This window comes from Pseudomonas sp. PI1, assembly GCF_000812405.1.
Classification (GTDB): Bacteria; Pseudomonadota; Gammaproteobacteria; order Pseudomonadales; family Pseudomonadaceae; genus Pseudomonas; species Pseudomonas citronellolis.
The window spans coordinates 20272-46356 of the sequence record NZ_JWMC01000078.1 but is presented as its reverse complement, the minus strand read 5'-3'; the positions used below and the strand labels follow the sequence as shown (position 1 = coordinate 46356).

At 66.9% G+C, this 26085-nt stretch carries 24 protein-coding genes; 9 read left to right on the top strand and 15 right to left on the bottom strand.

The genetic code is table 11. The features are described 5' to 3' along the window. The first annotated feature begins 26 nt into the window (after positions 1–26). The 3 genes from RN02_RS24240 (at position 27) to RN02_RS24230 (ending at position 3976) form a co-directional block, all read left to right on the top strand. Positions 27–1079 (top strand): ABC transporter substrate-binding protein, encoded by a 1053-nt coding sequence (locus RN02_RS24240; RefSeq protein WP_043317459.1) that lies wholly within the window; start codon positions 27–29, stop codon positions 1077–1079. A gap of 452 nt (positions 1080–1531) precedes the next feature. Continuing rightward, entirely contained in the window at positions 1532–2896 is a 1365-nt protein-coding gene (locus RN02_RS24235) for an APC family permease (RefSeq protein ID WP_052267851.1), read from the top strand. Positions 2897–2944: 48 nt separating this feature from the next. Next, a complete protein-coding gene (locus RN02_RS24230; protein ID WP_043317454.1) occupies positions 2945–3976 on the top strand; it encodes a histone deacetylase family protein in 1032 nt (343 codons plus the stop codon). Positions 3977–4341: 365 nt separating this feature from the next. Here RN02_RS24230 and RN02_RS24225 read toward each other — a convergent pair whose 3' ends face one another. From RN02_RS24225 to RN02_RS24210, 4 genes are all read right to left on the bottom strand, one after another. Further along, entirely contained in the window at positions 4342–4716 is a 375-nt protein-coding gene (locus RN02_RS24225; protein ID WP_043268248.1) for a NirD/YgiW/YdeI family stress tolerance protein, read from the bottom strand. A gap of 82 nt (positions 4717–4798) precedes the next feature. Next, the gene (locus RN02_RS24220) at positions 4799–5731 is read right to left on the bottom strand and encodes an SdiA-regulated domain-containing protein (protein WP_009613956.1); all 933 of its coding nucleotides are present in this window, start codon (positions 5729–5731) and stop codon (positions 4799–4801) included. Between the two features lie 81 nt (positions 5732–5812). Continuing rightward, a complete protein-coding gene (locus RN02_RS24215) occupies positions 5813–6478 on the bottom strand; it encodes a fumarylacetoacetate hydrolase family protein (protein ID WP_043317452.1) in 666 nt (221 codons plus the stop codon). Between the two features lie 143 nt (positions 6479–6621). Beyond that, entirely contained in the window at positions 6622–8016 is a 1395-nt protein-coding gene (locus RN02_RS24210) for an FAD-binding oxidoreductase (protein ID WP_024128084.1), read from the bottom strand. Between the two features lie 191 nt (positions 8017–8207). Here RN02_RS24210 and serA point away from each other — a divergent pair, with 191 nt between their 5' ends. Continuing rightward, positions 8208–9437: a phosphoglycerate dehydrogenase gene (serA, locus tag RN02_RS24205; RefSeq protein ID WP_009613962.1), complete on the top strand. Its 1230-nt coding sequence runs from the start codon at positions 8208–8210 to the stop codon at positions 9435–9437. Between the two features lie 253 nt (positions 9438–9690). On the opposite strand, the gene RN02_RS24200 is transcribed toward serA, so the two are convergent. Continuing rightward, positions 9691–10128, bottom strand: coding sequence for a DUF4399 domain-containing protein (locus RN02_RS24200; RefSeq protein ID WP_043317450.1), 438 nt, complete (start codon positions 10126–10128; stop codon positions 9691–9693). A gap of 161 nt (positions 10129–10289) precedes the next feature. Next, positions 10290–10784 (bottom strand): DUF523 domain-containing protein, encoded by a 495-nt coding sequence (locus RN02_RS24195; protein WP_043268238.1) that lies wholly within the window; start codon positions 10782–10784, stop codon positions 10290–10292. Positions 10785–10976: 192 nt separating this feature from the next. Between RN02_RS24195 and RN02_RS24190 the strand changes: the two genes are divergently transcribed. After that, on the top strand, positions 10977–11531 hold the full coding sequence (locus tag RN02_RS24190) for a DUF6160 family protein (RefSeq protein ID WP_009613968.1): 555 nt from the start codon (positions 10977–10979) through the stop codon (positions 11529–11531). A gap of 3 nt (positions 11532–11534) precedes the next feature. On the opposite strand, the gene RN02_RS24185 is transcribed toward RN02_RS24190, so the two are convergent. Next, complete coding sequence (locus RN02_RS24185; protein WP_043317448.1) at positions 11535–12158, bottom strand: 2OG-Fe(II) oxygenase; 624 nt, start codon at positions 12156–12158, stop codon at positions 11535–11537. A gap of 98 nt (positions 12159–12256) precedes the next feature. On the opposite strand from RN02_RS24185, the gene RN02_RS24180 reads away from it, so the two are divergent. Then, positions 12257–12988, top strand: coding sequence for a DUF2059 domain-containing protein (locus RN02_RS24180; RefSeq protein WP_043268232.1), 732 nt, complete (start codon positions 12257–12259; stop codon positions 12986–12988). On the opposite strand, the gene RN02_RS24175 is transcribed toward RN02_RS24180, so the two are convergent. Beyond that, complete coding sequence (locus tag RN02_RS24175) at positions 12985–13923, bottom strand: alpha/beta hydrolase (protein WP_043317445.1); 939 nt, start codon at positions 13921–13923, stop codon at positions 12985–12987. The genes RN02_RS24180 and RN02_RS24175 overlap by 4 nt on opposite strands. Before the next feature lie 77 nt (positions 13924–14000). Between RN02_RS24175 and RN02_RS24170 the strand changes: the two genes are divergently transcribed. Beyond that, positions 14001–14642 carry a DUF6436 domain-containing protein gene (locus tag RN02_RS24170; RefSeq protein WP_052267830.1) on the top strand — a complete coding sequence of 214 codons (642 nt, stop codon included), beginning with the start codon at positions 14001–14003 and terminating at the stop codon, positions 14640–14642. Positions 14643–14673: 31 nt separating this feature from the next. Then, a complete protein-coding gene (locus RN02_RS24165; RefSeq protein WP_043317441.1) occupies positions 14674–15177 on the top strand; it encodes a hypothetical protein in 504 nt (167 codons plus the stop codon). Between the two features lie 17 nt (positions 15178–15194). Here the strand turns inward: RN02_RS24165 and RN02_RS24160 are convergent, their stop codons facing one another. Beyond that, the gene (locus RN02_RS24160; protein WP_043317439.1) at positions 15195–16229 is read right to left on the bottom strand and encodes an AraC family transcriptional regulator; all 1035 of its coding nucleotides are present in this window, start codon (positions 16227–16229) and stop codon (positions 15195–15197) included. Positions 16230–16335: 106 nt separating this feature from the next. On the opposite strand from RN02_RS24160, the gene RN02_RS24155 reads away from it, so the two are divergent. Further along, on the top strand, positions 16336–18726 hold the full coding sequence (locus RN02_RS24155) for a penicillin acylase family protein (protein WP_043317437.1): 2391 nt from the start codon (positions 16336–16338) through the stop codon (positions 18724–18726). A 408-nt stretch (positions 18727–19134) separates the two neighbouring features. Here RN02_RS24155 and RN02_RS24150 read toward each other — a convergent pair whose 3' ends face one another. The 6 genes from RN02_RS24150 to RN02_RS24125 form a co-directional block, all read right to left on the bottom strand. Continuing rightward, positions 19135–20007, bottom strand: coding sequence for an ABC transporter permease subunit (locus RN02_RS24150; protein ID WP_009613985.1), 873 nt, complete (start codon positions 20005–20007; stop codon positions 19135–19137). Continuing rightward, a complete protein-coding gene (locus tag RN02_RS24145) occupies positions 20004–20885 on the bottom strand; it encodes an ABC transporter permease subunit (protein ID WP_173427895.1) in 882 nt (293 codons plus the stop codon). Before RN02_RS24145 ends, RN02_RS24150 begins: the two co-directional genes overlap by 4 nt. Positions 20886–20911: 26 nt before the next feature. Then, entirely contained in the window at positions 20912–22066 is a 1155-nt protein-coding gene (locus RN02_RS24140; RefSeq protein ID WP_043317435.1) for an ABC transporter ATP-binding protein, read from the bottom strand. Between the two features lie 59 nt (positions 22067–22125). Beyond that, on the bottom strand, positions 22126–23199 hold the full coding sequence (locus tag RN02_RS24135; protein WP_178132450.1) for a polyamine ABC transporter substrate-binding protein: 1074 nt from the start codon (positions 23197–23199) through the stop codon (positions 22126–22128). Between the two features lie 245 nt (positions 23200–23444). Then, a complete protein-coding gene (locus RN02_RS24130) occupies positions 23445–24545 on the bottom strand; it encodes a polyamine ABC transporter substrate-binding protein (RefSeq protein ID WP_009613994.1) in 1101 nt (366 codons plus the stop codon). A 116-nt stretch (positions 24546–24661) separates the two neighbouring features. Then, positions 24662–26026, bottom strand: a complete 1365-nt coding sequence (locus tag RN02_RS24125) for an aspartate aminotransferase family protein (RefSeq protein WP_043317433.1) — start codon at positions 26024–26026, stop codon at positions 24662–24664. Positions 26027–26085: the final 59 nt, after the last annotated feature.

Here is a 26085-nt window from a genome sequence, read left to right as displayed (position 1 = left end):
AAACCATTCGCACAGGAGCTTCACCGATGACCATCCGCCGCCTTCCCCTGGCCCTCAGGGCCGCCGCCCTGGCGGGCCTGACCCTGGCCAGCCAGGCCCACGCCGACGGCACGCTGCACTTCGCCAACTGGTCGGACTACTTCCCGCCGGAGCTGCTGAAGAAGTTCGAGAAGGACACCGGCATCCACGCCACCCTCGACTCCTACGACAGCAACGAGACCCTGCTGGCCAAGCTCAAGGCCGGCGGCGGCGCCTACGACGTGGTGGTGCCCTCGGACAGCTTCATCGAAATCTTCGTCAAGGAGGGCCTGCTGCAGAAGCTGGACAAGTCGCAGCTGCCGAACCTGGCCAACCTCAAGGACAAGTTCAAGACCCTCAGCTACGACCCCGGCCACGACTACACCGTGCCCTACCTGTGGGGCAGCACCGGCTACAGCTACGACAGCGCCAAGGCCCCGGGCGGCAAGTTCGACGAGAGCTGGAAGCCGTTCTTCGAGCCGCCGGAGGCGTTCAAGGGCAAGGTGGTGGCGCTCAACTCCATCGAGGAGCTGTGGGCCCCGGCCACCTACTACCTCGGCGTCGACGAATGCACCGAGGACCCAAAACAGGCCGAGAAGGTCCTCGACCTGCTGCTCAAGCAGAAGCCGCTGCTGGCCATGTACAACAGCGACGGCACCATCGAGCGCATGGCCGCCGGTGAGGTGTACATGCACCAGCAGTGGAACGGCGCCTACCACCGCGCCCACGCCCAGCGCGCCAGCCTGGTCTACGTCTATCCGAAGGAAGGCGTGCGCCTGTTCATCGATAACCTGGCCATTCCCAAGGACGCCACCAACATCAAGGAAGCCCACGTCTTCCTCAACTGGATGATGCAGCCGGAGAACATCGCCGCCGCCTCCAACTTCGCCAAGTACAACAACGCCATCACCGGCTCCGAGAAGTTCATGGACAAGGAACTGTTCGACGACCCGGCGATCAACACCCCCGAAGACAAGATCGACCGCCTGAAGCCCTTCCAGCTGTGTTCGCCGAAGTCCCTGTCGTTGCGCGCCAAGGTCTGGACCAAGCTGAAGAAATGACCGCCCGGTGCTGAAGAAATGACCGGCCGGTCCGGCGGCGGGACGGGCGCCCGTCGCCGGGCCTGACAGTCAATTTGGCCACTTCGATCCCTTTTTGACCCTTTACAGGGTTCTGCGGGGCGGCGCGGCGGCCTAAAGTCCGGGTACTCGCCCAGGGAATGGCCGCCAGGGCCGCGATCACCGGCGCAGCACGCGCCGCGCCGGTATCCAGGGAGCGCCGCCAGCGAGCATCCACAAGAACAATGCCCCGAGAACGCTCATGACCAGCCCTTGCTCCACCCCGGTTCGCGGCCGTCACCGCGCCCACCCCTTCCTCGCCCGTTCCGCTCGCCGGCAGCGCTGCGGCTGACCGTCCCGCTCCCTTCGCGCGGCCGCCAGCGGCGCCCCGCGCCAGCGCAACAACGACAAGAATTCGCGAGGAAACATCGATGGCCATCGAACAAGGCGCCCGCATGAGCGCCAGCACCGGCAACGCCCCCCAAGCCCAGGCGGACGCCCGCCTCAAACGCATCCTGGGGCTGCCCGCCCTGGTCTTCTTCGGTCTGGTCTACATGGTCCCGCTGACCATGTTCACCACCTACGGCGTGGTCACCGAGATGACCGGCGGGCGCACCGCCAGCGCCTACCTGATCACCCTGCTGGCGATGCTGTTCACCGCCGCCTCCTACAGCTTCATGGTGCGCAAGTACCCGATCGCCGGCTCCGCCTATTCCTACACCAGCCTGAGCTTCGGCCCGGCGGTGGGCTTCCTGTCCGGCTGGTCGCTGCTGCTCGACTACCTGTTCCTGCCGATGATCAACTACCTGCTCATCGGCCTGTTCATGAACATCGCCTTCCCGGAGATTCCCGCCTGGGTCTTCGTGGTCGCCTCCATCGCCCTGGTCACCGTGCTCAACGTGGTGGGCATCAGCCAGGTGGCCGGCATGAGCAACGCCATCGTCGGCGCCCAGCTGGTGTTCATCGTGGTGTTCGTCGGCATGTCGCTGAAGAGCCTGGCCGGCGCCCCGGCCCTGGACCTGGCCGCACCCTTCGTCGGCGACGGCAGCAAGCCCGGCTTCGCCCCGCTGATGGCCGGCGCCGCGGTGCTGTGCCTGTCGTTCCTGGGCTTCGACGCGGTCTCCACCATGGCCGAGGAAACTCGTGACGCGCGCCGCGACATCCCGCGGGCGATCATCATCACCACGGTGCTGGCCGGCCTGATGTTCACCCTGCTGGCGATCATCAGCCAGCTGGTGTTCCCCGGCAGCGTGTTCGAGAACGCCGACTCGGCGGCCAACGAAGTGATGCTCAAGGCCGGCGGCCAGTTCCTCGGCAACTTCTTCACCGCCGCCTACATCGCCGGCTGCATCGGCTCGGCGCTGGCCTCCCAGGCCTCGGTGTCGCGCATCCTCTTCACCATGGGCCGCGACGGCATCCTCCCGCGCAGCCTGTTCGGCACCCTGCACGCGCGCTTCCAGACGCCGGTGGTGGCGATCCTGGTGGTCTCGGCCATCTCCCTGCTGGCCCTGGTGCTGGACCTGACCACCCTGGCCTCGATGATCAGCTTCGGCGCCCTGGTGGCCTTCTCGGTGGTCAACCTGGCGGTGATCCGCACCTACCTGGGCGTCGAAGGCCGCCGTGCGCCGGCCGACCTGCTGCGCTACGGCCTGGTGCCCTTCGTCGGCCTGTGCCTGACGCTCTGGCTGTGGACCAGCCTGTCGCAGCTGACGCTGATCGTTGGCCTGAGCTGGTTCGCCGTCGGCTTCGTCTACCTGGCGCTGCACACCGGCGGCTTCCGCCGCAAGGCGCCGAGCGTGAATTTCGAGGAAAACGCCTGATACCCCACGGACCCACCGGGCGCCGCCGGGCGCCCTCAGGAGTGCATGATGCTGACGATCTACACCGACGACCATCGCTTGCACCACGGCCAGCATGAGCTGATCGGCGGCCAGTTCACCCCCTGCTTCGAGAAGCCCAGCCGCGCCGACATGGTCCTGGACCGCGTCAAGGCGGTGGGCCTGGGCGAGATCCAGGCCCCGCGCGACTTCGGCCTGGAGCCGATCCGGCGCATCCACTCCGAGGGTTTCGTCAACTTCCTCCAGCACGCCTGGCGCGACTGGCTGGCCACCGGCAGAACCCACGACATGTTGCCCATCGCCTGGCCGACCCGCCGTCTGCTGCAGAAGGAGCCCGACAGCATCGACGGGCGCCTGGGCTACTACAGTTTCGACGCCGGCGCGCCGATCACCGCCGGCACCTGGCAGGCCATCACCAGCTCGGCGAACGTGGCCCTGACCGGCCAGGCCGAACTGGCCAAGGGCGCCCGCTCGGTGTTCAGCCTGTGCCGCCCGCCGGGCCACCACGCCTCGGCCGACTACATGGGCGGCTACTGCTTCTTCAACAACGCCGCCATCGCCACCCAGGCCATCCTCGACCAGGGCGCGGCGCGGGTGGCCATCCTCGACGTCGACTACCACCACGGCAACGGCACCCAGGACATCTTCTACGACCGCGCCGACGTGCTCTTCACCTCGATCCACGGCGATCCGCGCTTCGAGTACCCCTACTTCCTCGGCTACGCCGACGAGAAGGGCCGGGGCGTGGGCGAAGGCTTCAACTTCAACTACCCGCTGGCCTCGGGCAGCGACTGGTCGGTGTGGAGCCTGGCGCTGCAGGCGGCGATCCGCCAGATCGCGGCCTATGGACCGGATGTGCTGGTGGTTTCGCTGGGGGTGGATACCTTCAAGGAAGACCCGATTTCGCAGTTCAAGCTGGACTCGCCGGATTACCTGCGCATGGGCGAGGCCATCGGCAAGCTGGGGCTGCCGACGTTATTCGTCATGGAGGGGGGGTATGCGGTGGAGGAGATCGGGGTCAATGCGGTGAATGTGTTGCAGGGGTTTGAGAGTGTTGGTTGATGGTCATTCCCTGTAGGAGTGAGCTTGCTCGCGAAGGGAGTTCTACCGGATGAGTTCGGTGTGCAGCTTGAGAGCACCCTCTCCCTAACCCTCTCCCTGAAGGGAGAGGGGACCGTTCGGAGTGCGCTGATGTTTCGGCGTTAGCCGGCCACTCCGCGGGCATCAGGATGAACCACACCTTCTCTCGGCACGGACAAGCCCCCTCTCCCTTCAGGGAGAGGGCTGGGGAGAGGGAGCGGAGTCAACCTGGCGCGCTAGAGCCGCCGGGAGACGCGGTTCGCGAGCAAGCTCGCTCCTACGAAAAGCCGAATGCAAAAAGGCCGCGCCAGGATCGCTCCCGGCGCGGCCTTTTCATATGCATCCCGTTACTGCAGGACGTCCACGCGATCCACATCGATCTCCACGCCCTTGCGGTCATGGTCGACCTCGCCGGTCAGGCGCACCTTGGTCTTGTCGGAGACGTCCACGCCCTGCGGCCAGTCCTCGTGGTCGATCTCCACCTGCATGCTGCCGGTGGCGTCCTTGAACTCGTAGTGCTCGCCGTGCAGGCGCTTGGTGATCACGCCTTCCAGCACGGCCGGGGCGTCGTCGGCGGCGGCCTGGGCGGCTTTCACGGTGTTCACCGGGCCGGTCGCCGCGGGCTTGGCGGCATTGCTGCCCGGGCCGGTGTAGCCGGCGGCGAAGGTGGCGCCGGAGAACAGGGCGATGGCGGCGATCAGGGGAAGACGGATGGATTTCATGAAGTAGCCTCCTGGCTGTTTTCGTTGGAATCAGATTAGCCAAACAGAATGAAACCAGCCTGAATCCGCCCTTAATCCAGGCTTAACCGCCCTTGTCGTCGTCCTTGAGCTTGCGGAACACGTAGAACAGCTCCGGTTCGCTGACCATGTAGATGGTGCCCTGCTCGTCGATGGCCACGCCCTCGGCGCGCGGGATCTTGTCGTGCAGGCCGTTGAGCCCGCCGAGCAGGCTGATGAAGCTGACCGGCTCGCCTTTCTCGTCCAGCTCCAGCAGCAGGTGCGACTCCGCCGACAGCACCAGGGTATGGCCGGTGCGCGGGTCGACGCTGAGCGCCGAGACGTTGCGCATGTACAGCTGCTCGCTGGGCAGCGGCCGCATGCTGCCGGTCAGCCCCGGGCTGCCGTCGCTGGTCCAGCTGAAGAGGGTCATGGGGTCGCGCTCGCGGCCCAGCAGCAGGCGTTTCTGCGCCGGGTCCCAGGCGATGCCCTCGAAGCCCTTGTTGCTCTTTTCGCCGAGGTTGCCCAGGTCGAAGCTGGCCAGCTTGGCGGTGCTCAGCTCGTGGGTCTGCGGGTCGAGGTGGAAGATGGTCAGGGAGTTCTGCCGCTCGTCGGTCACCGCGACGTTGCCGTTGGGCAGCACCGCCACGCCTTCGGGGTTCTCCAGGCCCAGCAGCGGGATCACCCGCAGCACCTCGCCGTCCAGCGACAGCTCGCCAAGCAGCGGCTTCTTGCCGGTCACGGTGAACAGCGTGCGGGTCACCGGGTTGTAGGCCAGGTCGGAGGTTTCCTGGCCTTCCAGCCCGCCCTTGAGCGGCTTGCCCTGGATCACCGCGCGGTAGCCGGGCAGCCAGACGCTGTCGGCGCGCGCCTGCTCGCTGGTGTTCTCTTCCTGCCACCACAGGCGGGCGCGGTCGTCCCAGTGGAACAGCTTGGTCAGGACCACCAGCACCACGGCGGCGAAGAGCAAGGCCAGCAGCAGCCAGCGCAGAAGACGAGAGGATCGGACCTGGGTCATCGGGGAGTTCTTGTTGTCTGGGTGGGAACGCCCCGCAGAACGCAAAGGCCGCACGAATGGCGGCCTTTGGCGGGGTACGGCTCAGAGGACGCGGCTTTCGAACCGGCTGGCGCCGGGAAGTTCCAGCACCAGCTCGCTACCGCGCTTGAGCGGGCCCACGCCCACCGGCGTACCGGTGGAGACCACGTCGCCCGGCTGCAGCGAGAAGTGCCCGGCGATGTGCTGGATCAGCGGCACGATGGGGTTGAGCATGTCGCGGCTGTTGCCGTCCTGGCGCACTTCGCCGTCGATGCTCAGGCGGATGCCGATGTCGGCCGGGTCGGGGAAGCGGTCGGCGCTGACGAAGGGCGCCAGCACGAAGGCGCCGTCGAAGGACTTGGCCAGCTCCCAGGGCAGGCCCTTTTCCTTGAGCTTGGCCTGCACGTCGCGCAGGGTCAGGTCCAGCGCCGGGGCGTAGCCGGAAATGGCGTCCAGCACTTCCTCGCGGCTGGGCGTGCGCGACAGCGGCTTGCCGATCAGCACGGCGATCTCCGCTTCGTAGTGCACGTCGCCACGACCCTCGGGAATGGCGAAGCCGCCCTCGGCCGGCACGGTGCAGGAGCCGGGCTTGATGAACAGCAGCGGCTCGGTGGGCACCGGGTTGTTCAGCTCCCTGGCGTGCTCGGCGTAGTTGCGCCCGACGCAGACCACCTTGCCCAGCGGGAAGTGGATGCGGGTGCCGTCGACGTACTGATGCTGGTAACTCATGACCGACTCCTGGACGGATGAATGGGATGCCCCGCGGCGCTCGTGGCGCTGCGCGGTGCCCGCCTCCCGCGGGCGCTGCCGGCCGTTCCGTCGGCCCCGAACACGAGAAGGGCCGGTGAACCGGCCCTTCTGGGATGACTGGCTTACTCGGCGAAGATCTTGCCGGGGTTCATGATCCCGTTGGGATCGAACACCGCCTTGACCGCCTTCATGTAGCCGATCTCGGCTTCGGAGCGAGAGTAACCCAGGTAGTCGCGCTTGGTCATGCCCACGCCGTGCTCGGCGGAGATGGAGCCGTTGTACTTCTGCACGGTCTCGAACACCCACTTGTTGACGGTGGCGCACTTGGCGAAGAACTCGTCCTTGGACAGGTTCTCGGGCTTCAAGATGTTCAGGTGCAGGTTGCCGTCGCCGATGTGGCCGAACCAGACCACTTCGAAGTCCGGGTAGTTGGCTTCGACGATGGCGTCGATGTCCTTGAGGAAGGCCGGGACCTTGCTGACGGTGACCGAGATGTCGTTCTTGTACGGCGTCCAGTGCGAGATGGTCTCGGAGATGTACTCGCGCAGCTTCCACAGGTTCTGCAGCTGCTGCTCGCTCTGGCTCATCACGCCGTCCAGCACCCAGCCCTGCTCGACGCAGTGCTCGAAGGTGGCCAGGGCTTCGTTGGCCACTTCCTCGGTGCTGGCCTCGAACTCCAGCAGGGCATAGAACGGGCAGTCGGTCTCGAAGGCCGGCGGCACGTCGCCGCGGGCCAGGACCTTGGCCAGGGCCTTGTCGGAGAAGAATTCGAAGGCGGTCAGGTCGAGCTTGCTCTGGAAGGCGTGCAGCACCGGCATGATCGAGTCGAAGTCGGGGGTGCCGAGGACCATCGCGGTGAGGTTCTTCGGCGTGCGCTCCAGGCGCATGGTGGCTTCGACCACGAAGCCCAGGGTGCCTTCGGCGCCGATGAACAGCTGGCGCAGGTCGTAGCCGGTGGCGTTCTTGATCAGGTCCTTGTTCAGCTCCAGCAGGTCGCCCTTGCCGGTGACCACCTTCATGCCGGCCACCCAGTTGCGCGTCATGCCGTAGCGAATCACCTTGATCCCGCCGGCATTGGTGCCGATGTTGCCGCCGATCTGGCTGGAGCCGGAGGAGGCGAAGTCCACCGGGTAGTACAGGCCCTGCTCCTCGGCGAACAGTTGCAGCTGCTTGGTCACCACGCCCGGCTGGCACACCACGGTGCGGTCGAAGGCGTTGAAGTCGAGGATCCTGTTCATGTAGTCGAACGACACCACCACCTCGCCGTTGGCGGCGACGGCGGCGGCGGAGAGCCCGGTACGCCCGCCCGAGGGCACCAGGCCGACCTTGTGCTCGTTGGCCCAGCGCACCACGGCCTGCACCTGCTCGATGCTCTTGGGGAAGGCGATGGCCAGCGGCGCCGGGGCGAAGTGCTTGGTCCAGTCCTTGCCATAGGCATCCAGGGAATCGGCATCGGTCAGCAGCTTGCCGGGCTCCAGCAGGGGCTTGAGCGATTCGATCAGGGCTTCGCGGGTCATCGAGGGAACTCTCAAATGGTTCATGGTCGTCCTGAGAACAGCTCAGGTCGCAACCGGACAAGGAAAAGGGAGAACATGCTAGCATACGCACCCCACGCAGTTCGCCACCTGGCGCCGAGCTGCGGCACCGGCCGGTTCGGCCAGAGCTGTTCATTTTCTAGCCATTATCCCGGGACTACAGGTTCAAGCAGATGAGCAAGACTTCTCTCGACAAGAGCAAGATCAAATTCCTTCTCCTGGAAGGCGTGCACCAGAATGCCGTTGATACCCTCAAGGCCGCCGGCTACACCAACATCGAGTACCTCAAGACCGCGCTGTCCGGCGACGAGCTGAAGGAAAAGATCGCCGACGCCCACTTCATCGGCATTCGCTCCCGCACCCAGCTCACCGAGGAAGTCTTCGACTGCGCCAAGAAGCTGATCGCGGTGGGCTGCTTCTGCATCGGCACCAACCAGGTCAACCTGAACGCCGCCCGCGAACGCGGCATCGCGGTGTTCAACGCGCCCTACTCCAACACCCGCTCGGTGGCCGAACTGGTGCTGGCCGAAGCCATCCTGCTGCTGCGCGGCATCCCGGAGAAGAACGCCTCCTGCCACCGCGGCGGCTGGATCAAGTCGGCAGCCAACTCCTTCGAGATCCGCGGCAAGAAGCTGGGCATCGTCGGCTACGGCTCCATCGGCACCCAGCTCTCGGTCCTGGCCGAAGCCCTGGGCATGCAGGTGTTCTTCTACGACGTGGTGACCAAGCTGCCGCTGGGCAACGCGCAGCAGATCGGCTCGCTGCACGAGCTGCTGGGCCTGTGCGACATCGTCTCGCTGCACGTGCCGGAACTGCCGTCCACCCAGTGGATGATCGGCGAGAAGGAAATCCGCGCCATGAAGAAGGGCGGCATCCTGATCAACGCCGCCCGCGGCACCGTGGTCGAGCTGGACCACCTGGCCAACGCCATCAAGGACGAGCACCTGATCGGCGCCGCCATCGACGTGTTCCCGGTCGAGCCCAAGTCCAACGACGAAGAGTTCGAAAGCCCGCTGCGTGGCCTGGACCGCGTGATCCTGACCCCGCACATCGGCGGCTCCACCGCCGAGGCCCAGGCCAACATCGGCCTGGAAGTGGCCGAGAAGCTGGTCAAGTACAGCGACAACGGCACCTCGGTGTCCTCGGTCAACTTCCCCGAAGTCGCCCTGCCGTCGCACCCGGGCAAGCACCGCCTGCTGCACATCCACGCCAACATCCCGGGCGTGATGAGCGAGATCAACAAGGTGTTCGCCGACAACGGCATCAACATCTCCGGCCAGTACCTGCAGACCAACGAGAAGGTCGGCTACGTGGTGATCGACGTCGACGCCGAGTACTCGGACCTGGCGCTGGAGAAGCTGCAGCACGTCAACGGCACCATCCGCAGCCGCGTCCTGTTCTAAGGACCGCTCGGCGGCAAGAAAAAAGGAGGCTTCGGCCTCCTTTTTTCGTTTCTGCGGCGGGCGCTCTTCGTAGGATGGGTTGAGCTTGCGAAACCCATGCGGGACGGTGATGGGTATTGCTTCGCTCAACCCATCCTACGTGGTGTATCGCCGGACTCCGTCCGCGAGAGGTTATCCGCCGCTCAAGAGCATCGCGGATAAATCCGCTCCTACGGGCATATCAGCCCGATCTTGCCGGCCCTAGAGCCAACCATCACTTCACGTTGACGGTGATCTGCTTGGATTCCACGTTCGGCTCGAAGGGCACGTGGTTCTTGTCGCCCAGCAGCAGCTGCAGGGTGTGCTTGCCCGGCGGCAGGGTGATCTTGGTTTCCGTCTGGCCCTTGCCGAAGTGACGGATGTTGTCGGTCATCGGCAGCGGCATGTCCATGGCAGGCTGCTCCTTGAGGTCCACCAGCAAGTGGTGGTGCCCGGTGCTCGGCGAGTCGACGCCGGCCGGGGCCACGCCCATGCCTTCCAGGCCGAACTTGACGGTGAAGGTCTGGCCGACGGTGGCGCCGTCCTGCGGTTCGATGAAATACACCTTGGCCCCCTCGGGCGCCGGGGTACGCGGCATGCCGGCCGCCAGCGCGGCGGTGGAGGCGGCGAGCAGCAGGCCGGCAAGGCCCAGGCAAGGCAACGTGAGCTTCATGGAGTTCTCCTTATGAGCGGGATGGGGAGGCCCGGCACGCTGCAGCGAACCTCCGGCGGGACTCTTCAGCATAGGTCGCCACGCCGACGGCTCAAGGGAAAGAGTGCTACAAGGGCTGTCGGAAGGCTCTACGCCGAGCCTCGCAGGCTATCACAACGAACTCAGCCGCCGGCTTCCAGGCCAGCCAGGCAGACCGCCGCGGCGTCCAGCTCCTCCTCGCTGAACACCAGCACGCCCATGCGCTTGAGCGCCGCCGCGGTGACGCCCTCGCCGGGCACGCGCAGGCCGGAGAAGCTGCCGTCGTAGTTCTCGCGGTTGCCACAGGAAGGGCTGCGCGCCTTGAGAATGGCCAGGCGGATGCCATGGCGGTCGACCAGCGCCATGGCCTGTTCGGCGCCGCGGACGAAGGCGCCGGTGACGTCCACGCCATCCACCGTCACCACCGGCGCCTGGCCTTCCAGCACCAGGGCGCCGCGGCCGCCGGGAATCTCCGCCGGCGCACGCGGCGTGGGCAGGCCGCCGGCCACTTCCGGGCACAGCGCGACCACCCGGCCCTGGGCCTGCCAGCGTTCCAGCAGGTCGAAGGGGCCGTGGCTGCCACCGTCGTAGCGCACCCGGTGGCCCAGCAGGCAGCGGCTGACGAGAATCTTCTGCATGGGCGAAACACTCCCTTTTCGATCGCAACAGACTAGCCCGCACATCGGACCTGGTCACCTGGCAACCGATGGCGGCCACCCGCCGATGGTCGGGCCCATCCTTCGGCTGGAACTGCCGCGCCGGCATGGCGGGCCGGGCGCATCGCGCGCAGACTGCCTCGCCATATCGCCCACCGCGAGGGAACCGCCACCATGCTCAAGCCTCTCAGCCTGCCGCACCTGCTCGGCGGCCTGCTGCTGTGCGCCGCCGGCGCCAGCCAGGCCGCGCTCGAACCGCTGGACAACGAAAACCTCGGCCGCATCACCGGCCAGGAGGGCCTGAGCATCCGCGCCGACGTCATGGCCAGCATCGGCAAGGCCGCCTGGGTCGACGACGGCGGCAGCGTCTCGCTGCGCAACCTGAAGATCGACAACGGCTGCACCAGCGCCGCGGTCTGCCCGGACGGCCGCGGCGGCGCGCTGCCCCTGGGCGCGGCGCAGCTGGGCCTGAGCCTGCCGTTCTTCGGCGTCGAGCTGCCTACCCTGCAGGTCGACGTGGTCCAGGGCAGCAACGGCCAGCAGCAGCTGGCGCTGACCCTGCCGGACCTGACCACCATCAACAAGCAGCTCAATGACGGCGGCCTGCCGGCGCAGACCATCCGCGTGCGCGTGGCCGGCGACCTCTACGTCGGTGAAAGCCGCCTGGGCAGCCTGGAGGTGCGCGACATCCAGGACATCAGCGGCACCATCCGCGTCTGGGGCCACTGAGCCCTAGAGCGGGGCGTCGCTGCGGCGGCGGAACCAGCCGGTCAGCGACAGGCGTTCGCGGTGGGCCGGCAGCACCTCGTGGGGGAACTCGCCGGAGAGGAACAGCACCAGGCTGCCGCCCAGCGGCGGCACGTCGTCGTGGCTGCCGTCGGCGAAATACAAGCGCAGTTCGCCGGCGTGCTCGGGCAGCCAGTCGTCGTTGAGGTAGAGCACCGCCGACACGCAACGGCGGTCATCGTCGCGGAAGCGGTCCAGGTGCTTCTGGTAGAAGGCGCCCGGCGGATACAGGGCGAAGTGGCACTCGAAGTCCTCCAGGCCCAGGAACAACGCGCGGTTGAGCGCCACGCGCAGTTCGTCCATCAGCCCCAGGTAGCGGTCGCAGGCCTCAGCCTGCCCCGGCTCCAGCCACTGGATGCGGTCGCCGCGGATGCCCTCGCGCACCGCCTGGCCGGCGCCGCGCCCCACCGAGGCCGAAGCCAGCTCGCCGGCGGCGGCGCGGTTGCGGCACTCCGCGGCCAGGGCGGCGATCAGGTCCGCGGGCAGGAAGTCGCGTTGCAGCGACCAGCCGCGTTCGGCCAGGTCGTCGACGGCGTTTTGCAGGGGGGAGGAATCGGCGTGGGGGTTCATGCGCTATTGTAACGCCGGCGACAAGCGCCTCGACAAGCGGGGCCGGGCTTGCCGACAATAGCCGCGGCGGATGGCCACTGCCGCCAGGAGGACCCGATTTGCGTGCACTGCTTGCCCTTGCCCTGCTGATGCTGGGCCTACCCGTACTGGCCGACGATTACCAGCGCCTCTACCAGGCCGCCGGCTGGCCGGAACAACGCGCGCACTTCAACGATGCCCTGCACGCCGCGCAGAAGCGCTACCAGGCCAACCTGCCGCCGGCGCTGTACCAGGCCCTGGTGAACAACAGCGACCAGCGCTTCGCCCCGGCGCAGATCGACGCCCGGGCGCTGGCCGGCCTGCGCCGGAACCTGGCGGACAGCGGCCCGGCGCTGGCCTTCTTCGAATCGCCCCTGGGGCGCAAGATCGCCGCCGCGGAAACCCTCGCCACCCGCAGCGACCAGCTCGCCCAGTACGCCAACGGCCTGCCGCGCCAGCAGGCCACGCCGCAGCGCCAGCAGCTGGCCCAGCGCCTGAGCCGGGCCCTGCCCGCCAGCGAGGCCGGCGCCGAGGTCAGCATGGCGCTGGCCAGCGTGGCCGCCGACAGCCTCAGCCAGATGCTCCCCGGCCTGCTCGGCCAGGGCCAGGGGCTGCTCGAAGGGCAGCGGCAGAACGTCGTGCAGCAGATCGGCGCCGACCTCGACAACACCCTGCTGTACGTCTACCGCGGGCTCTCCGACGCCGAGCTGCAGCAGTTCGCCGACTTCGCCGAGTCGCCCGCCGGCCAGGCCTACTACCAGGCGGCCCTGGCCGCGGTGAAGGCCGGGCTGGCTTCCGCCCCCTCGAACTAGCTCAGGCGCTCGCCGAGGAAATCGAAGTAGCGCCGGCGCAGCGCCTCGCTCTCGTTGGCCAGGTGGTGCCGCGCGCCGGTGAGCAGCAGGCACTCGATGCGCTCGAACTTCTCCTCCAGCACCCTCAGGTTGTAGCGCCAATCCACCGTCTCGTCGGCGTCGCCCTGCACCACCAGCAGGTTGCGCGCGCTGGGCGGCGCGCCCTCGATGTGCGGAATCCAGCGCGCCAGCGCGCCCACCCAGGCGGTGGGCAGGATGCGCGGCTGCAGCGGGTCGCGATCGCGGAGGAAGGCGAGGAAGCCGGCGTCGTTGGAGTTGTCGGTGAACTTGCGCGGGATGGAGTCGACGAAGGGCCGCAGCAGTTGGTAGCTGAGCTTCGACCAGCCCCAGGCGCGCGGCCGCACCAGCGGCGCCAGCAGCAGGGTGTGGCCCAGCTCCGGGCGCGGCGCGCCGGTGAGCAGGTAGTCCAGCAGGATGGCGCCGCCGGTGCTCTGCCCGAAAAGGTGCCAGGGCTGCGGCAGGTCCAGCTGCGCCGCCGCGTCCAGCAGGCCGGCAAGCACCGCCTGGTACTCGGCGAAGTCGTTGATGCTGGCCGCCGCGCCGTTGGACAGGCCGTGGCCCGGCAGGTCGCAGGCGATCACCGCCAGGCCCAGGTCCAGCGCCCAGTCGATGACGTGGCCATAGAGCCCCATGTGGTCGTAGTAGCCGTGCAGCAGCAGCAGGCTGCCGCGGGCCAGGGGCGGGCGCCACAGCTGCGCGGCGATGCGGTAGCCGGCGCACTCGAAGTAGCCCAGGCGGCTTTCCAGGCCCGGGTAGCGGGCCGCCAGGTCGAGCCCGTAGAAGGACTGGTAGGCGAGGACCTGGGCGTCGCGTTCGGCTGCGGTCAGGGGTCGCAGGCGCTGGCGCAGCAGATCGGGCTGGAAGGCTTCTGGCATCGGGGTTTTCCGCGGTTTCCGGTGACGCTGGGAAGAGCGCCCGGCGGCATCCGGGCGGTTCTGCCACAAGCGACGGCATGGCACTCTTGGGGGCTATCTTACCGGGATTCGCCATGCCTGCCCGCCGCACGCTCATCCTCGCCTGCCTGGCCGCGCTGCTCGCCGCCATGCTGCTGGGCGCCTACCAGTGGTTCCAGCAGCGCTACATCCGCCCCTTCGACGCGCAGCCGACGCTGTTCAGCGGCGCCGGCCTGCAGCTGCCGGCCGAACTGGCCGGCCCCGGCGCCATCCGCCTGGTGCATTTCTGGGACCCGGCCTGCCCGTGCAACGTCGGCAACCAGCAGCACCTCGCCGAGTTGCTGGCGCGCTTCGCCCCGCTTGGCGTGCAGTTCTTCGCCGTGCAAAAGCCCGGCAGCCACGGCCAGTTGCCCACCACCCTGCAGGCCCTGCGGCCATTGGCCACGCCGCCTGGCGCCGAGGCGCTGCCGGCGAGCCCGGCGGTGGCCATCTGGGACCGCCAGGGCCGCCTGGCCTATTTCGGCCCCTACAGCGAGGGCGCGGTGTGCAGCTCGGCCAACAGCTTCATCGAACCGGTGCTGCAGGCGCTGATCGACGGCCGCCCGGTGCAGTCCACCCAGAGCCTCGCCCAAGGCTGCTATTGCCCCTGGCGGGCGGACAGCCGGGCGCCAGCATCTACACTAGCCGGAGCCGGCCCATGAAGGGCCGGCGCGCGACTACAAGGAGCCTCCCATGCCGCTACGCCCCACCCTCGCCCTGTGCGCCCTGCTCAGCCTGCCGCTGCTGGCCGGCGCCGACGACCAGGCGCCCAGCCCCGACCAGGTGATGTCCGAGCACAAGGCGGAGATCGACAACCGCCTGGCCGACATCGACTACAAGCGCAAACGCATCGTCGAAGCCAACATGAACCTCACCGGCAAGGAAGGCGAGGCGTTCTGGCCGATCTACAACACCTACCGCAGCGAGGCCGAGAAGCTGAGCAAGCAGCACCTGGCGCTGATCCTCGACTACGCCAAGTCCTACAACACCGGCAAGGTCTCCGACAAAGACGCCAGCGCCCTGCTCAAGCGCGCCGAGAAGCTCCAGCAACTGCGCCTGGACCTGCGCAACCGCTACATCGCGCGCATGGCCAAGGCCGTCTCGCCGACCCGCGCCATGCGCTTCCTGCAGATCGAGACGCAGCTCGACGCCATGGCCCTGCTGGACATGGCCAGCGAGATCCCGCTGGCCGAATGAGCCCGGCGCGGGACGCCTCAGTGCGCCTGCGCCATCTCCTGCAAACGCCGCCGGTACACCTCCGGCGGCACCCCGAACCAGCGCCGGAAGGCGCGATAGAACGGCGACAGCTCGGCGAAGCCGCAGGTCCGCGCCACTTCGCGGATGGCCACGCCTTCGGCCAGCCGCTCGGTGGCGCGCTGGCGGCGCACTTCCTCGTGCAGCTCGCGAAAGCCGCTGCCCTGCCCGGCCAGGCTGCGCTGCAAGGCGCTGGCCGGCAGGCCCAGCAGCTCGGCGCAGGCCTGCAAGGTGCAGGGTTCGCGGCCCAGGCGATGGGCCAGCAGATAGCGCAGGCGGTTGAGCAGGTCGTTCTCCTGCAGGCGCTGCAGTTCTTCCTCCGCATAGCGGGTGAGCACGCCGTGCAAGGCGGCGTTGGCCGTGCGCGACGGGCGCCGCAGCAGGGCTCGCGGGAACAGCAGGGCGTCGTGTGCGCAGGCGAACCGCGGCGTCAGCCCGAACAGCCGGCGGTGCTCGGCCAGGCGCCGTGGCGCGGCATGGCGGAACTCGATGGCGGAACAGGCGAACTCGTCGTCGCTGACCGCCTTCAGCAGCTTGATGAACAGCAGCAGCAGGCATTCCATCTGCTGGCGCAGCGGCGGGCAGTCGCGGTAGTGGATGTCGAGGACCAGCCGCGCCTGCTCGCCCTCCTCGCGCAGCTGCGCGGCCAGGCCGCCGGAGAGGATGTGCTGGAAGCGCAGGAAGCTGTGCAGCGCCTGCTCCAGGTCGCGGCTGGCCAGCAGCAGGTAGCCGACCACGTCGAGCAGGCGCGGCTTCATAGCCTCGGCCAGGTGCAGGCCGATGTCCACGTCACCGCTCAGCTCCGGCAGCGCCGCCCAGAACAGCGGCACCTCGTCGTGCAGCAGGCGGCCGTCGGCGCTCACCGGCGCCAGGCGCACGCGCCGCAGCGCCTGGCGGTAGATGCGCGCCGGCTCCAGCCCCAGGTTGGTAAGCGCCTCGTAGAGCAGGCGGCGCAGGGTGGCCGAATGGGTGAGTGGCGCGCTGGCGAGGGACATGCAGCCTCCTTTTGACCGAAGACTTGCAGCTTGCGCGCGTTTGGTCAATGAAAGCGCCCGGCGCGAATGCGCAGAATCCGCCCAGAACAACAAGGAGAGCCGCTACATGAAACGTACGTTGACCGTTCTTGCCGTGCTGGTGGCGGCCGCTGCCGCCGGGGGCGCCTGGTACCTGCATGGCAAGCAGCCGACCCGCGACGGCCTGGCGGGGCTGCCCGGGCTGCAGGCCGAGGTCGAGGTGCGCTACGACGAGCGTGGCGTGCCGCACATCCGTGCGCAGAACGAAAGCGACCTGTACCACGCCCTGGGCTACGTGCACGCCCAGGACCGGCTGTTCCAGATGGAGATGCTGCGCCGCCTGGCCAAGGGCGAGCTGGCCGAGGTGCTGGGGCCCAAGCTGGTGGACACCGACCGCCTGTTCCGCACCCTGCGCCTGCGCGACCATGCCGCCGAGTACGCCGCCCGCCAGGACCGGCAGTCGCCGGCCTGGAAGGCCCTGGAGGCCTACCTGGACGGCATCAACCAGTACCAGGCCAGCCACCCGAAGCCGCTGGAATTCGACGTGCTGGGCATTCCCAAGCGGCCCTTCACGGTGGAGGACACCCTCGCCGTGTCCGGCTACCTGGCCTACAGCTTCGCCGTGGCCCTGCGCACCGAGCCGGTGCTCACCTACATCCGCGACGACCTGGGCGCCGGCTACCTGAAGGCCTTCGACCTGGCCTGGCACCCCGAGGGCGTGCTGCAGCGCTCCACCGCGCTGGCCGCCGGCGACTGGAAGGACCTCGGCGCCCTGGCGCAGATCAGCCAGCAGGCCCTGGAAGCCGCCGGCCTGCCGCAGTACGAGGGCAGCAACGCCTGGGTGGTCTCCGGCAGCCGCACGCGCAGCGGCAGGCCGCTGCTGGCTGGCGATCCGCACATCCGCTTCGCCGCGCCCTCGGTGTGGTACGAGGCGCAGCTCAGCGCCCCCGGCTTCGAACTCTACGGCCACCACCAGGCCCTGGTGCCCTTCGCCATGCTCGGCCACAACAAGGACTTCGGCTGGAGCCTGACCATGTTCCAGAACGACGACATGGACCTGGTGGCCGAGAAGACCAACCCGGCCAACCCCGAGCAGGTCTGGTACCACGGCCAGTGGGTGGACCTCGCGCGCGAGGAGCAGAGCATCGCGGTGAAGGGCCAGGCGCCGGTCAAGCTGGTGCTGCGCAGCTCGCCCCACGGGCCGATCGTCAACGACGCCCTGGGCGCCGCCTCGGGCAAGACGCCCATCGCCATGTGGTGGGGCTTCCTGCAGACCGAGAACCCGCTGCTGGACGCCTTCTACCACCTCGACCGCGCCGACACCCTGGACAAGGCCCGCGCCGCCGCCGCGCAGATCCACGCGCCGGGGCTCAACGTGGTCTGGGCCAACGCCCGCGGCGACATCGCCTGGTGGGCCTCGGCGCAACTGCCGAAGCGCCCGGCCGGCGTCGATCCGAACTTCATCCTCGACGGCAGCACCGCCGCGGCGGACAAGGACGGCTTCTACCCCTTCGTCGAGAACCCCCACGAAGAGAACCCGGCGCGCGGCTACATCGTCTCGGCCAACTTCCAGCCGGTGCCCGCCAATGGCCGGCCGGTGCCCGGCTACTACAACCTGGCCGACCGCGGCCAGCGCCTGGACCGGCACCTGGCCGACGCCTCGGTGAAGTGGGACCTGCAGAACAGCCAGGCGCTGCAACTGGACACCGGCACCGACTACGGCCCGCGCACCCTGGCGCCGCTGCTGCCGAGCCTGCGCCAGGTGGCGAGCGGCGAGCAGGAGAAGGCGCTGGTGGAGCAGCTGGCGGCCTGGAAGGGCGACTACCCGCTGGATTCGCTGGCCGCCACCCTGTTCAGCCAGTTCCTCTACCAACTGGCCTACGGCGCCATGCACGACGAAATGGGCGACGCCTTCTTCAACACCCTGCTGAGCACCCGGGCGCTCGACAGCGCCCTGCCGCGGCTGGCCGCCGACGACGCTTCGCCCTGGTGGGACGACCGCGCCACGGCGCAGAAGGAAAGCCGCGCGGACATCGTCAAGGCCGCCTGGCAGGCCAGCCTGAAGCACCTGCGCGACACCTTCGGCGAGGACCCGGCCAGTTGGCAATGGGGCGCGGCGCACACCCTCACCCACGTGCACCCGCTGGGCATGCAGAAGCCGCTGGACCGCCTGTTCAACATCGGCCCCTTCGCCGCGCCGGGCGGCCACGAGGTGCCCAACAACCTCTCGGCGCCCATCGGCCCGGCGCCCTGGGCCGTCACCTACGGGCCCTCGACGCGGCGCCTGGTGGACTTCGCCGACCCCACCCACGCCCTGGGCATCAACCCGGTGGGCCAGAGCGGCGTGCTCTTCGATGCGCACTACAAGGACCAGGCCGAGGACTACGTCGAAGGCCGCTACCACGCCGAGCATTTCGCGCCCGACGAGGTCGCCGCCAACAGCCACGGACTGCTCAGGCTGGCGCCGCAGGCACGCTAGGCCGCGCCAGAAACGACGAACCCCGCATGCTGCGGGGTTCGTCGTTTCCGTGAGAAGGGACTGCGGGAGGCGCCGAAGCTCCCTGGCGCGTTATTCCCCCTAGGGATAACTATTGGGGTGTTGTATTGGGCGCCACCTCCCGCCTGGGTGCTGTGGAAAGCACTGGCAAATTGCCCGGGATCACGGAGGCCGACCAAGCTGCGGGGAATAGCCGGCAACCGCCAACGGACACACTGAATAGTAGTTGGCAAATGCAGGGAAGTTGCGGCGATTAGCTGTCAGATTCTTCTGAGAAGACCGACTCTTCTTGCCCTTCGGCATATGTCCGTCTCCCCCAAAAACATGGGCCACCCGAAGGTGGCCCATGGTTTTCGCAGGCACCGGCTGCAGCCGGCCGACAAGACGACCTCAGACGGTGGCCGGCGAACCTTTCTGCCAGTCGGTGGCCGTGGCTTCCATGGCCTCCTGGACGGCACGCTTGCGGCGCTCCTCGGCCTGGCGGGTGAAGTACCAGGCGAAGAAGGTGAACAGCGAGACGGTCAGCAGGATCAGGCTGGCCACCGCGTTGATCTCCGGCTTCACGCCCAGGCGCACGGCGGAGAACACTTCCATCGGCAGGGTGGTGGAACCGGGGCCGGAGACGAAGCTGGCCAGCACCAGGTCGTCCAGCGACAGGGCGAAGGACATCATGCCGCCGGCCGCCAGCGAAGGCGCGATCATCGGGATGGTGATCAGCAGGAACACTTTCCAGGGCTTGGCGCCCAGGTCCATGGCCGCTTCCTCGATGGACAGGTCCAGCTCGCGCAGGCGCGCCGACACCACCACCGCCACGTAGGACGAGCAGAAGCTGGTGTGGGCGATCCAGATGGTGACGATGCCGCGCTCCTGCGGCCAGCCGATCAACTGGGCCATGGCCACGAACAGCAGCAGCAGCGACAGACCGGTGATCACCTCGGGCATGACCAGCGGCGCGGTGACCATGCCGCCGAACAGCGTGCGGCCGCGGAAACGCGGGATACGCGTCAGCACGAAGGCCGCCAGGGTGCCCAGGATCACCGAGGAGACCGCCGTGTACACGGCGATTTCCAGGGAGCGGAACACCGAGCTGATCAGTTGGGTGTTGTCCAGCAGGCCGACGTACCACTTCACCGACCAGCCGCCCCACACGGTCACCAGCTTGGAGCCGTTGAACGAGTAGATGACCAGGATGACCATCGGCACGTAGATGAACAGCAGGCCGAGGACAAGCATGATGTTGGAGAAGGACCAACGCTTGTTCATACCTTGCCCTCCAGTTCTTTGGCTTGGTTCTTGTTGAACAGGATGATGGGCACGATGAGGATCGCCAGCATGACCACCGCCAGGGCGGACGCCACCGGCCAGTCACGGTTGTTGAAGAACTCCTGCCACAGCACCTTGCCGATCATCAGCGTCTCGGGGCCGCCGAGCAGTTCCGGGATGACGAACTCGCCCACTGCCGGGATGAACACCAGCATGCAGCCGGCGATGATGCCGTTCTTCGACAGCGGCACGGTGATCTTCCAGAAGCTGGTGAAGTTGCGCGCGCCCAGGTCGGAGGCGGCCTCCAGCAGGCTCATGTCGTGCTTCACCAGGTTGGCGTACAGCGGCATCACCATGAACGGCAGGTACGAGTAGACGATACCGATGTACACCGCCAGGTTGGTGTTGAGGATGGTCAGCGGTTCGTTGATCACCCCCAGCCACATCAGGAAGCCGTTGAGCAGGCCGTTGTTGGAGAGGATGCCCATCCAGGCGTACACGCGGATCAGGATCGCCGTCCAGGTCGGCATCATGATCAGCAGCAGCAGCACGGTCTGCATTTCCTTGCTGGCGCGGGCGATGGCGTAGGCCATCGGGTAGCCGATCAGCAGGCACAGGAAGGTGCTGATCGCCGCCATCTTCAGCGAGCCCAGGTAGGCGTCGATGTAGAGCGGGTCGTCCGTCAGCATCAGGTAGTTGCCGAGGTTCAGCACCAGTTGCAGGGTCTGGTCGGCGTACTGGAACACTTCGGTGTACGGCGGGATGGCCACGTCCGCTGCCGCCAGGCTGATCTTCAGCACGATGGCGAAGGGCAGCAGGAAGAACAGGAACAGCCAGATGAACGGCACACCGATCACGGCGTGCCGGCCACGCGGCAGGCGCTTCATGAGCGATTTGCTGATGTTCATGATTGCAGCACCACACCGCTGTCGTCGTACCAGCTGATGTACACCGGCTGGTCCCAGGTCGGGCGGGCCACGTGGCGCTCGGCGTTGGCCATGAAGGCCTGGACGATCATCCCCGAGGCCAGCTTGATGTAGTACACCGAGTGGCCGCCGAGGTAGGCGATGTCGTAGACGGTGCCCTGGGCCCAGTTGAAGCCTTCGTGCTCGAGGTTTTCCGGCTTCTGCGCGCTGACCATGACCTTCTCCGGACGCAGCGCGTAGGTGATGCGCTTGTCTTCGGCGCGGGTGCTGATGCCGTGGCCGATGTAGATCGGGTTTTCCAGCTGCGGGCAGGCGATCACCGCGTGGTCCTGCAGGTCCTCGACCAGTTGGCCGTCGAACATGTTGACGTTGCCGATGAACTCGCAGATCAGGCGGCTGGCCGGGGTCTCGTAGATGTCCATCGGGCTGCCGATCTGCTCGATGCAGCCCAGGTGCATGATGGCGATGCGCTGGGCCATGGTCATGGCCTCTTCCTGGTCGTGGGTCACCATCACGCAGGTCACGCCCACGCGCTCGATGATCTCCACCAGTTCCAGCTGCATCTGCGAGCGCAGCTTCTTGTCCAGGGCGCCCATGGGCTCGTCGAGCAGCAGCAGCTTCGGCCGCTTGGCCAGCGAACGGGCCAGGGCCACGCGCTGGCGCTGGCCGCCGGAGAGCTGGTGCGGCTTGCGCTTGGCGTACTGGGTCATCTGCACCAGCTTGAGCATTTCCTCGACGATCCTGTCGATCTCGGCCTTGGGCAGGCCGTCCTGCTTCAGGCCGAAGGCGATGTTCTGCGCAACCGACATGTGCGGGAACAGCGCGTAGGACTGGAACATCATGTTGATCGGCCGCTCGTAGGGCGGCAGGTCGGTGATGTCCTGGCCATCCAGGAAGATGCGACCTTCGGTCGGCCGCTCGAAGCCGGCCAGCATGCGCAACAGGGTGGATTTACCGGAACCGGAACCGCCGAGCAATGCGAAGATTTCGCCCTTCTTGATGGTCAGGGAAACACTGTCCACCGCAAGGGTTTCGTCGAACTGCTTGGTGACCCGGTCGATTTTTACCAACACCTCTTTGGGCTGCTGGTCGCCCGCGAGGGCTTTCTTGTAGGCACCGGAGGCTATAGCCATTTACCACAACTCCCAACTTTTGGACGCCCGGCCCCCGCGGCCGGGCGTACTTGGATTGCTTACTTACCGGACTTGATCTTGGTCCAGGAACGGGTCATGAGGCGCAGGATCTTCGGCGGCAGCTCGTGCTGCACGAAGAGCTTGTCGAGTACTTCCTGAGGCGGGTAGACCTCGGGATTGTCGCGCACGGACTCATCCATGAATTCGCCAGCCTTGGGGTTCGGGTTGGCGTAACCGACGTAATCGCTGACCTTGGCGATCACCTCGGGCTTGAGCAGGTAGTTGATGAAGGCGTGGGCCTCTTTCGGGTTCGACGCATCCTTCGGGATGGCGAGGATGTCGAACCACAGGTTGGCGCCTTCCTTCGGAATCGCATAGGCGATGTTCACACCCTTGCCGGCTTCCTTGGCGCGGTTGGCGGCCTGGAACACGTCGCCGGAGAACCCGGCGGCGACGCAGATGTTGCCGTTGGCCAGGTCCGAGATGTACTTGGAGGAATGGAAGTAGGTGACGTAGGGGCGAACCGCCATCAGCTTGGCCTCGGCCTTCTCGTAGTCGGCCGGGTTGGTGCTGTTGGGGTCCAGGCCCAGGTATTTGAGCACGGCCGGCATCATTTCGTCGCCCGAATCGAGGAAGGCGACGCCGCACTGGCTGAGCTTCTTCATGTTCTCGGGCTCGAAGAGCACGGCCCAGGAGTCGATCTTGTCGACGCCGAGCACGGCCTTGACCTTGTCGACGTTGTAGCCGATGCCGTTGGTGCCCCACAGGTAGGGCACGCCGTAGAGGTTGCCCGGGTCGTTGGCCTCGAGTTGTTTCATCAGGTGCGGGTCGAGGTTCTTCCAGTTCGGCAGCTGGCTCTTGTCCAGCTTCTGGAAGGCGCCGGCCTTGATCTGGCGGCCGAGGAAGTGGTTGGACGGCACCACGATGTCGTAGCCGGTGCGGCCGGCCAGCAGCTTGCCTTCGAGGGTTTCGTTGGAGTCGAAGACGTCGTACACCGGCTTGATGCCGGTTTCCTTCTCGAAATCGGCCAGAGTGGTCTCGCCGATGTAGTCGCTCCAGTTGTACACGTGGACGGTCGGCTCGGCCTGCGCAACGGCGGCGCCCAGGCCCAGGGTCGAGATGGCGGCGATCAGGGTTTTGCGGAAGGGAATGCGCACACGTCGGTCCTCTCTGTTGTCATGAAGCTTCTTTGTGTTGGCGTTTACAGCTTGTCCGGGCCTTCCGTGGCGCGCGCGAGCGCTTCTGCAGCCCTAGCTGCAACCAACGGCCATCCCACTGCAGATGATCCGTGCCTGCAGAGCGGTGGCGGGCCTGCGACCGCGCCGCCACCACCCTGCGCCCTGCCCGGCCGTTCGGGACGAACGACCGGGCCGGGGCGTCACTTGCCGGACTTGATAGTGGTCCAGCTGCGGGTCATCAGGCGCTGGGTCTTCGCCGGCAGGTCCGGGAAGGCGTACAGCTTCTTCATGACCGCGTCGCTCGGGTAGATGCCCGGGTCGTTACGGATTTCCTCGTTCACCAGCGGAGTGGCCGCGGAGTTGGCGTTGGGGTAGGAAACGGTATCGGAGATTTCCGCGATCACCTTCGGCTCGAGCAGGAAGTTGATCCACTTCAGAGCGCCTTCGGGGTTCTCGGCGTCCTTCGGAATGGCCACGGTGTCGAAGAAGGCGCCGGCGCCTTCCTTCGGAATGTGGTAGGCCACCTTCACGTTGTTCTTGGCTTCCACGGCGCGGGACTTGGCCTGGTAGATGTCGCCCGAGTAGCCGATGGCGACGCAGATGTTGCCGTTGGCCAGGTCCGAGATGTACTTGGAGGAGTGGAAGTAGGTGATGTACGGACGGATCTTCAGGAACAGCTCTTCGGCAGCCTTGATTTCCTTGGGATCCTGGCTGTCCGGCTTGTAGCCCAGGTAGTGCAGGGCCGCGGGGATCATCTCGGTGGGCGAGTCGAGGAAGCTCACGCCGCACTGTTTCAGCTTCTGGATGTTCTCGGGCTTGAACACCAGGTCCCAGGAATCCACCGGGGCGCCGTCGCCCAGGGCGGCCTTGACCTTGTCCGGGTTGTAGCCGATGCCGATGGTGCCCCACATGTAGGGGATGGCGAACTTGTTGCCCGGGTCGCTGACCTCGAGGGTCTTCATGATGTCCGGGTTCAGGTTCTTCCAGTTCGGCAGCTTGTCGCGGTCCAGCGGCTGGTAGACGCCGGCCTTGATCTGCTTGGCGAGGAAGGAGTTCGAGGGAACCACCACGTCGTAGCCCGACTTGCCGGCCAGCAGCTTGGCCTCCAGCACTTCGTTGCTGTCGTAGACGTCGTAGACGACCTTGATGCCGGTGGCCTTGGTGAACTCGTCGACCGTGTTCGGGGCGATGTAGTCGGACCAGTTGTAAACGTGCAGTACCTTGTCATCGGCCTGTGCCATACCGGCCACAGCGCCCGCCAGAGTCACGGCGAGCAGGGTCTTGCCGAAGGTTTTGAACATGCGGGTAGCTCCAATTGTTTTTGATGTTCCGGGTGGCGTCGGCGGCTTTCCGCCTTCACCACCCGGTGAGCCTGGCCAACGCACAGGCGCAGTCTGTCAAAGGTCCGGTGAAAGACTCAAGACAGCGCTACGGCGGCGGTTTGATCGAGGCACTTGCGCGCCAGGGTGATCAACTCGTCGATCTCCGGCTTGGTGATGACCAGCGGCGGCGAAATAATCATAGTGTCTCCCACCGCGCGCATGATCAGGCCGTTGCGGAAGCAGTGCTCGCGGCACAGCATCCCCACGCCGTTCTCGAAGCGCTCGCGGGTCTTCTTGTTCTTCACCAGCTCCAGCGCGCCGACCATGCCGACGCCGCGGGCCTCGCCCACCAGCGGGTGGTCGGCCAGTTCCTGCCAGCGCTTTTGCAAGTAAGGTGCCGTTTCCGCCTTCACGGTCTCGACGATCTTCTCCTCGCGCAGGATGCGGATATTCTCCAGGGCCACCGCCGCGGCCACCGGGTGACCAGAGTAAGTGAAGCCGTGGTAGAACTCGCCACCCTCATTCAGGGTATCGACGATCTCGTCGCGGACGATTACGCCGCCCATGGGGATGTAGCCGGAAGTCAGGCCCTTGGCGATCGGCATCAGGTCCGGGGCGTTGCCATAGTACTGGCTGCCGAACCATTCGCCGGTACGGCCGAAGCCGCAGATGACTTCGTCGGCGATGAACAGGATTTCGTACTTGGCGAGGATTTCGCGGATCTTCGGCCAGTAGGTCTCCGGCGGAACGATCACGCCGCCGGCGCCCTGGATCGGCTCGGCGATGAAGGCGGCGACGTTCTCCTCGCCGACTTCGAGGATCTTCTTCTCCAACTGCTCGGCGGCCCAGACGCCGAATTCTTCCGGCGACATGTCGCCGCCCTCGCCGTACCAGTAGGGCTGGGCGATGTGCACGATGCCCGGGATCGGCAGGTCGCCCTGGCTGTGCAGGGCCTTCATGCCGCCGAGGCTGACGCCGGCGACGGTGGAGCCGTGGTAGCCGTTCCAGCGGCCGATGACCACCTTCTTCTGCGGCTTGCCCTTGATCGACCAGTAGTGGCGGACCATGCGCAGCACGGTGTCGTTGGACTCCGAGCCGGAGCCGGTGAAGAACACGTGGTTCATGCCTTCGGGGGCGATGTCGGCGATGGCCTTGGCCAGTTCCAGCGCCGGCGGGTGCGCGGTCTGGAAGAACAGGTTGTAGTAGGGCAGCTCGAGCATCTGCTTGTAGGCGACCTCGGCGAGCTCCTTGCGACCATAGCCGACGTTCATGCACCACAGGCCGGCCATGCCATCGAGGATCTTGTTGCCCTCGCTGTCCCACAGGTACACGCCTTCGGCCTTGGTGATGATGCGCGCACCCTTCTCGTTCAGCTGCTTGTAGTCGGTGAACGGAGCCAGGTGGTGTTCGCGGCTGAGCGCCTGCCAGTGTTGGGTCTGGGCGCTGGTCTGTTTCGTCATTTTGGTAAAACCTCTCTGTAATGAACACGGGGCCCGGCCGGCAGGGCCGGGCCCCACGC